Annotated in this window: 6 protein-coding genes and 1 pseudogene; 6 read left to right on the forward strand and 1 reads right to left on the reverse strand. The window is 43.7% G+C overall.

Annotated elements, in window-relative coordinates:
- A pseudogene (locus tag BSAG_RS25410) lies at positions 1-1145 on the forward strand (AAA family ATPase); the annotation flags it as partial.
- Positions 1146-1234: 89 nt separating this feature from the next.
- On the opposite strand, the gene BSAG_RS21200 reads toward BSAG_RS25410, so the two are convergent.
- Positions 1235-1411 carry a histone H1 gene (locus BSAG_RS21200; protein WP_004301965.1) on the reverse strand — a complete coding sequence of 59 codons (177 nt, stop codon included), beginning with the start codon at positions 1409-1411 and terminating at the stop codon, positions 1235-1237.
- Between the two features lie 147 nt (positions 1412-1558).
- Between BSAG_RS21200 and BSAG_RS21195 the strand changes: the two genes are divergently transcribed.
- From BSAG_RS21195 to BSAG_RS21170, 5 genes are all read left to right on the forward strand, one after another.
- Positions 1559-2206 carry a helix-turn-helix domain-containing protein gene (locus BSAG_RS21195; protein WP_004314088.1) on the forward strand — a complete coding sequence of 216 codons (648 nt, stop codon included), beginning with the start codon at positions 1559-1561 and terminating at the stop codon, positions 2204-2206.
- A gap of 26 nt (positions 2207-2232) precedes the next feature.
- Complete coding sequence (locus BSAG_RS21190) at positions 2233-3621, forward strand: alanine/glycine:cation symporter family protein (RefSeq protein WP_004314087.1); 1389 nt, start codon at positions 2233-2235, stop codon at positions 3619-3621.
- Positions 3622-3732: 111 nt separating this feature from the next.
- On the forward strand, positions 3733-4365 hold the full coding sequence (locus BSAG_RS21185; protein WP_004314086.1) for a hypothetical protein: 633 nt from the start codon (positions 3733-3735) through the stop codon (positions 4363-4365).
- Between the two features lie 485 nt (positions 4366-4850).
- Positions 4851-6989 carry a KamA family radical SAM protein gene (locus BSAG_RS21175; protein ID WP_004314085.1) on the forward strand — a complete coding sequence of 713 codons (2139 nt, stop codon included), beginning with the start codon at positions 4851-4853 and terminating at the stop codon, positions 6987-6989.
- A 248-nt stretch (positions 6990-7237) separates the two neighbouring features.
- Positions 7238-7885: transposase (locus BSAG_RS21170; RefSeq protein ID WP_008997297.1), on the forward strand; the 648-nt coding region annotated here is incomplete at its 3' end.

Raw genomic sequence — 7885 nt, forward strand, 5'->3', positions numbered from 1 at the left:
TTCGAGTACGGTAGAAAGCAGGCACGGACTCCACTATCAAACGTTGCTTCGTGACTGGTGTCAGCCCCGTCACGATGGACGATCTCACCAGCGGATTCAATATCGGCACCAATTATTCGCTCTCTCCGGAATTTAATGAAATGACCGGATTCAACGAAGAAGAGGTACGCGCAATGCTGGATTATTATGCCACTACCTGCCAGTTTCACCACTCTACCGACGAGCTGATAGAAGCTATGAAACCTTGGTATGACAACTACTGTTTCTCAGAGAAAAGTTATGGCGGTACTACAATGTACAACTCCAATATGGTACTCTACTTTGTGGATAATTACATCCGGAATGGAGGCTATATGCCACGTAATATGGTAGAAGAAAACATCCGCGTGGATTACAACAAACTACGAATGTTGATCCGCAAGGATAAAGAATTTGCTCATGACGCCTCGACCATCCAAACATTGGTGCAACAAGGATACATCACCGGTGAATTGAAAACTGGCTTCCCTGCCGAAACAATTGCAGAACCGGATAACTTTATCAGCCTATTATTCTATTTCGGAATGTTGACTATCAGCGGCACCAAACGAGGCAAGACATTATTAACCATTCCTAATCAAGTAGTACGTGAGCAACTGTACAGTTACTTACTAGATACTTACAACGAAGCAAATCTCCGCTTTGACAACTGGGAAAAGGGAGAACTGGCATCAGCAATGGCTTATGACGGCGACTGGAAAGCCTACTTCGACTATATCGCCGAATGTCTGCACCGATATTCTTCCCAGCGCGACAAGCAAAAAGGCGAAGCATACGTACATGGATTTACACTGGCAATGACCGCACAGAACCGTTTCTATCGCCCCATCTCCGAACAGGAGAATCAGGAAGGATATGCCGACATTTTCATGTTTCCCTTACTGGATATTTATAAAGATATGCTCCATTCCTACATTATCGAACTGAAGTATGCCAAAGGAAAGGATAGTGATGAAAAGGTGGAGCAACTCCGGCAAGAAGCTATCACACAAGCCAACCGCTATGCCGCCAGTGAAACGGTGCAAAAAGCAATCGGAACAACGACGCTGCACAAAATTATAGTCGTTTATCAAGGGATGAAAATGGTGGTGTGCGAAGAAGTTTAAAGTTCGTATATATTTTAATGTACTATAATAAAAGGGGCTGTCTAAACTTGTTAGACAGCCCCTTTTCGATATCTTAGTAGTCTTCTAAATTATTTCTTAGAAGCTTCCAAAGATGCTTTACGGAATTCTTTCATTGCTTTTTCGATTTCCAAAGAAGCTTTACGAGCGCGAGTTCCTGCTGCTTTGTTACCGTTTTCGATCTGTGCGTTAGCATCTTTTGAGAAGTCAGCATACAGAGCTGCTACCTTTTCTACCAATTCTTTCATAATCCTTTTATTTTTTTCGTTAATAATGTGCCGCAAAAATACACTGTTTCCCGAAATAAAAGCATAAAATCAATATTTTTTTTGAAATATTCTTCGAAAAATATCTAAAAAAGGGGCTTTTCACCATTTTTACCTACCTTTGTAGCCATGAAACTGCTTACAGATACCGATTATATACATGCATTGATTGCTGAAGGGGAGCACCAGCAACAGGACTTTAAATTCGAAATTTCCGACGCACGCAAAATTGCCAAAACACTCTCGGCTTTTGCCAACACGGACGGAGGAAGATTACTTATTGGCGTAAAAGACAATGGAAAAATCGCGGGAGTACGCTCCGAAGAAGAAAAATATATGATTGAAGCCGCCGCACAACTTTATTGCGTGCCGGAAGTGGAATACACATTGCAAACATATATAGTGGAGGGACGACAAGTGTTGGTAGCGACCATCGAAGAGACTCCACATAAACCGGTTTACGCCAAAGACGAAACCGGAAAACCTCTAGCCTATCTCCGCATCAAGGATGAAAATATTCTGGCAACACCTATACATCTCCGTGTATGGCAACAGAGCGACAGCCCCCGTGGCGAACTGATCCGTTACACCGAACGTGAACAGCTCCTGCTCGAACAACTGGAGCATGGCACTTTACTTTCACTCAACCGCTACTGTCGCCAAACCGGACTTTCACGACGTGCCGCTGAACATCTGCTCGCCAAATTTGTTCGTTATGATATTGTGGAACCCGTATTCGAAAATCATAAATTCTACTTCCGAATAAAAAACGAATAACCACAAACAATACTTAATACTTAACTATGACCTTTATCAACGAGATTAACGACATACTCTGGACCTATATTCTGATTATCATGTTATTGGGATGTGCTATCTGGTTCAGCATACAGACACGCTTCGTACAATTCCGCATGATTCGCGAAATGATCGTACTGTTAAGCGAATCTGCGGGCAAAGGGAAGCAGGGAGAGAAACATGTATCTTCTTTTCAGGCATTCGCTATCTCTATCGCCAGCCGTGTGGGTACGGGAAACCTTGCGGGAGTGGCTACCGCCATCGCTATCGGCGGTCCCGGAGCTATTTTCTGGATGTGGGTCATCGCACTGTTAGGGGCTTCGAGTGCTTTCATCGAGTCTACCTTAGGGCAATTATACAAAATACGCGGAAAGGATTCATTCATCGGAGGTCCTGCCTATTATATGAAGAAGGGATTGAAACAACCGTGGATGGGAATGCTTTTTGCCATATTAATAAGCATCACTTTCGGTTTTGCTTTCAATTCTGTACAGAGCAATACCATCTGTGCTGCTGCGGAGCATGCTTTCGGGGTCAATCATATTCTATTGGGAGGGGTACTGACATTGCTGACGTTGGTTATCATCTTCGGAGGTATTCAACGCATTGCCCGTGTCAGCAGCATTATCGTGCCGGTTATGGCATTGGGATATGTGGGGCTGGCGTTGGTGATCGTTATACTCAATATCACTCATTTACCGGGCGTCATCGCTCTGATTGTCAGTCATGCTTTCGGTTGGGAACAGGCACTGGCAGGAGGAGTCGGCATGGCATTGATGCAAGGTATCAAGAGAGGACTCTTCAGCAATGAGGCCGGTATGGGATCGGCTCCGAATGCGGCTGCCACGGCTCATGTCAGTCATCCCGCGAAACAAGGATTGATACAGACTTTGGCAGTATTTACGGATACATTATTGATTTGTACTTGTACGGCTTTTATCATTCTGTTTAGTGGTGCTCCGCTGGATGGATCGACCAATGGGGTGCAGTTGACTCAACAGGCATTGACGAACGAGATCGGTTCTTCGGGCAGCGTCTTCGTTGCTGTGGCTCTTTTCTTTTTCGCTTTCAGCAGTATTCTGGGAAATTATTATTACGGGGAGGCCAATATTCGCTTTATCACTCACCGGAAGTGGGTGCTTCATGGTTACAGGATATTAGTGGGCGGCATGGTGCTCTTCGGTTCACTTGCCACATTGGATATGGTATGGAGCTTGGCAGATGTCACTATGGCATTAATGGCTATCTGCAATCTGATCGCTATCCTCTTCCTTGGAAAATATGCGATCCGCCTGTTAAATGATTACCGAGCGCAAAAGAAAGCCGGCATCCAAAGTCCTGTTTTTAAGAAAGAGTCTATGCCGGACATCGAAAAGGACTTGGAATGTTGGTGAAAACCAACTGTTTTTGTACCTTTGCACGGAAATTGACAGATGGTAGTTATATTATATACCTTCCACGCACTCAAATAGTAAATTGTAAATTGTAAAATTGTAAATATAACAATGGGCTTATTTGGTTTATTCAAGAAAAAATCCGATGAAACGAAAGTCGGCAATGTAGAAGATTTCATTTCACTGACCCGGGTGTATTTCCAGTCAGTGATCGCCACAAACCTAGGTATCACCAATATCCGATTCTTGCCGGACGTAGCTAACTTCAAACGTTTGTTTAAAGTGCCTACTCAAAACGGTAAACTGGGATTGGCCGAAAAGTCTGCGTCACGCAAAATGCTGATGCAGGATTATGGGCTGAATGAGAATTTCTTCAAGGAAATCGACGCTTCCGTGAAACGTAACTGCCGCACTCAAAATGATATTCAATCTTATTTATTCATGTATCAGGGATTTTCTAATGATCTGATGATGTTGATGGGAAATCTGATGCAGTGGAAGTTCCGCATGCCGTCGATCTTTAAAAAGGCTCTGTATGGCATGACGCAGAAGACGGTACATGATGTTTGCACCAAAATGGTATGGAAAGCGGATGATGTGCATAAGACGGCTGCGGCTATCCGCCAATACAAAGAGCGTCTGGGATACTCGGAGCAGTGGATGACGGATTATGTGTATAATATCGTTCTACTTGCCAAGAAGGAACCGAAACGGAAGGATGACGACACGGAAACGAAAAAATAAGTCGCGTTAAATGTTAGAAAAGCGTAAAGATTAATATGATAGAGAAAGCGGGGGTTTTGTACTTCCGCTTTTTTTGTTATCTTTATGTACTTTTTTCTTTTGTCTTGATACAAAAGAAAAAGTACCAAAAAGAAAAAATCAAGGCTGCGTCTGCCCGGCTACTCCGGTCTCATCCCCGGCTAAAGGGCAGAAACTCGCTTCGCTCAAACAGTCTGCCCTTCTTAACGCCGGGAATGAAACCTCCGCTTGACGCCGTGCAGACGAGGCCGGGAGGCCATGCGGCGTGGAATGCTATGCAGTGTAGAGTGCTATGCGGTGTGATTGTGTATTATGTTGCGCTTTGATGATTATGTTGGTAGGTTATGGATGGAGAATACTTAGGGGATGAGATGCTGTTCGGGATTTGAGACATATAGTTCGGGGAGAAGGGAGGTCGTTCAAACTTAAAATGCTTATTATATAATTTAAAAATTGATAGATTGCTTATGAAACAAAAGAAAATGCTTACACTTACTTTTTCACAGTTGAAACAAATCTATGGTCAGGAGATTCCGGAGATAGTGGAGATAGCGGATAAGAGCTCTACTGTTGAGGATTTCAAGGCTGGAATACTGCGGTTGTTGGAGACTTGCAGGATAGAAAACGAAGCTGCGGAGGAGGCGAGGGAGCAAATTCGACTCTTACTTGATTATGATGGGCAAAATGTTCATGAACTGTCTACGGGACAGGATATGTCAGTACAGACTATTCGGCTGCTTTATGAGTTTCTGACGGGAACGTTGGAGAATATGGAGATGCCGACGGATTTGTTTATTGAAATTTTTCAGATGTTTAAACGGTTGAAGGGAGAAGTTATGCCTTTGCCGTCACCGCAGCGTATCAAAAGTCGGAATGACCGGTGGGAAACTGGACTGGATGAAGAGGTACGAGAGATACGGGATGAAAATAAGGAGCGGATGTTGCACTTGCTGATTCAGAAGATTGAGAACAGGAAGTCGAAGCCTTCGGTTCGTTTCCACTTTGAGGAGGGAATGAGTTATGAGGAGAAATACAGGTTGGTGAGTGAGTGGTGGAATGATTTCCGCTTTCATTTGGCGATGGCTGTGAAGAGTCCGGGAGAACTGAATCGGTTCTTGGGGAATTCTCTTTCTTCGGAGACGATGTATTTGCTTTATCGGGCACGGAAGAAGGGAATGCCGTTTTTTGCGACTCCTTATTATTTATCGCTACTCAATATTACAGGATATGGGTATAATGATGAGGCTATCCGGAGTTATATTCTGTATTCGCCACGATTGGTGGAGACGTATGGAAATATTCGTGCGTGGGAAAAGGAGGATATTGTGGAGGTTGGTAAACCTAATGCTGCGGGATGGCTTCTGCCGGACGGACATAATATTCATCGCCGGTATCCGGAGGTGGCTATTCTCATTCCTGACACGATGGGAAGGGCTTGCGGGGGACTTTGTGCTTCTTGCCAGCGGATGTATGATTTCCAAAGCGAACGATTGAATTTCGAGTTTGAGTCTTTACGCCCGAAGGAGTCATGGGATCGTAAGTTGCGCCGGTTGATGACTTATTTTGAAGAGGATACACAGTTGCGGGATATTCTGATTACAGGGGGCGATGCGCTGATGAGTCAGAATAAGACGCTTCAGAATATTTTGGATGCGGTGTATCGGATGGCGGTACGCAAGCAGAAGGCAAATCTCGAACGCCCGGAAGGAGAGAAATATGCGGAATTACAACGGGTACGGCTGGGGTCACGGTTGTTAGCTTATTTGCCGATGCGTATCAATGACGGATTGGTGGATATTTTGCGGGAATTCAAAGAAAAGGCTTCGGCTATCGGGGTGAAACAGTTTATTATCCAGACTCATTTTCAAACACCGCTGGAGGTCACGCCTGAAGCTAAAGAGGCGATTCGGAAGATTCTTTCTGCCGGATGGATTATCACGAATCAGTTGGTATATACAGTGGCTGCTTCGCGTCGGGGGCATACGACACGGCTTCGCCAGGTGCTCAATTCATTGGGGGTGGTATGTTATTATACTTTCTCGGTGAAGGGATTCAATGAGAATTATGCAGTATTTGCTCCCAACAGCCGTTCGATGCAGGAACAACAGGAGGAAAAGATTTATGGTCGGATGACACCGGAACAGGCGGAGGAATTATACAAAATATTAGAGACGAAAGTCGGAACGGAAGAGGAGACGAAAGAAGATGTTGCCAAGCAATTAAGACGTTTCATGAGAAAACATCATTTGCCTTTCCTTGCTACGGATCGCAGTGTATTGAATTTACCGGCTATCGGTAAGAGTATGACCTTCCAATTGGTAGGATTAACGGAAGAAGGAAAACGGATTCTACGCTTCGAACATGACGGCACTCGTCATCATAGCCCGATTATCGACCAGATGGGACAGATTTACATCGTAGAAAATAAATCACTGGCCGCTTATCTGCGCCAATTAGCCAAGATGGGAGAAGATCCGGAAGATTATGCTTCTATCTGGAATTATACGAAAGGAGAAACCGAACCTCGCTTCAGTCTTTACGAGTATCCTGATTTCCCCTTCCACACTACTGATAAAATGAGTAATTTAGAAATAAGTATTAAGTAATAAGTAATAAGTATCAAGTATTACCGAAGCTGCTGGATAATACCTGCTATTTGATACTTGTCGATTAATACTTAATACTTGTTGATTGATACTTGTCGGTTAATACTTAATACTTAGGGATATTCCTAAAATAATAAAATTTAAGGCAACTAATTCATTGCGAGTTAGTTGCCTTTTTTGTATCTTTAAGCATTCCCCCCAAAAAACGGTTTGACGGCCAAAACGGGGGTAATTAAAAATAAAAACACATGGTAAAGATACAAAAAATCTCAGAAATCGAACCTTGTTTAGGTTTTACCGAGTTCGATATGCTTAAAAAATATCGTCAAAGTTTTGCAACGAGTGAATTAGGTCGCCTCCATTCTCTGTTCCCTTTCTCGGAACTGGCCCGACAAATGCATTTGAAGTCCTCTCCTTTTGGGCGTAAAAGTTATTTTTCTCCCGAAGGTAAAATAGCCTTGATGGTCTTGAAGTCCTATACCAACTTTTCCGATGCACAACTGATTGAGCATTTAAACGGTAATATTCATTACCAGTTATTTTGTGGTGTTCAGATTGATCCGCTTCATCCACTAACCAATCCTAAAATCGTTAGTGCAATTCGTCAGGAACTAGCGGATCGCCTTGACGTTGAGTCCCTCCAGCTCATTCTTGCCGAGCATTGGACACCTTATCTTGAGAACCTTCATGTCTGTATGACCGATGCCACCTGTTATGAAAGTCATCTGCGTTTCCCTACTGATACCAAACTCTTATGGGAAGGTATTGTATGGCTTCATCGTCATCTGTGCAAACATTGCCAGACCTTGCACATACAACGTCCCCGTAACAAGTATCTTGATGTACGCCGTGCCTATCTTGCTTATAGCAAACTGCGTAAACGCAAGAAATCACAG

This window comes from Bacteroides sp. D1 (assembly GCF_000157095.2).
GTDB classification, from domain to species: Bacteria; Bacteroidota; Bacteroidia; order Bacteroidales; family Bacteroidaceae; genus Bacteroides; species Bacteroides xylanisolvens.

Coding starts and splice junctions, on each gene's coding strand:
- BSAG_RS21195 (WP_004314088.1), top strand. CDS start 1,559: ATGAAACTGCTTACAGATACCGATTATATACATGCATTGATTGCTGAA.
- BSAG_RS21200 (WP_004301965.1), bottom strand. CDS start 1,411: ATGAAAGAATTGGTAGAAAAGGTAGCAGCTCTGTATGCTGACTTCTCA.
- BSAG_RS21190 (WP_004314087.1), top strand. CDS start 2,233: ATGACCTTTATCAACGAGATTAACGACATACTCTGGACCTATATTCTG.
- BSAG_RS21185 (WP_004314086.1), top strand. CDS start 3,733: ATGGGCTTATTTGGTTTATTCAAGAAAAAATCCGATGAAACGAAAGTC.
- BSAG_RS21175 (WP_004314085.1), top strand. CDS start 4,851: ATGAAACAAAAGAAAATGCTTACACTTACTTTTTCACAGTTGAAACAA.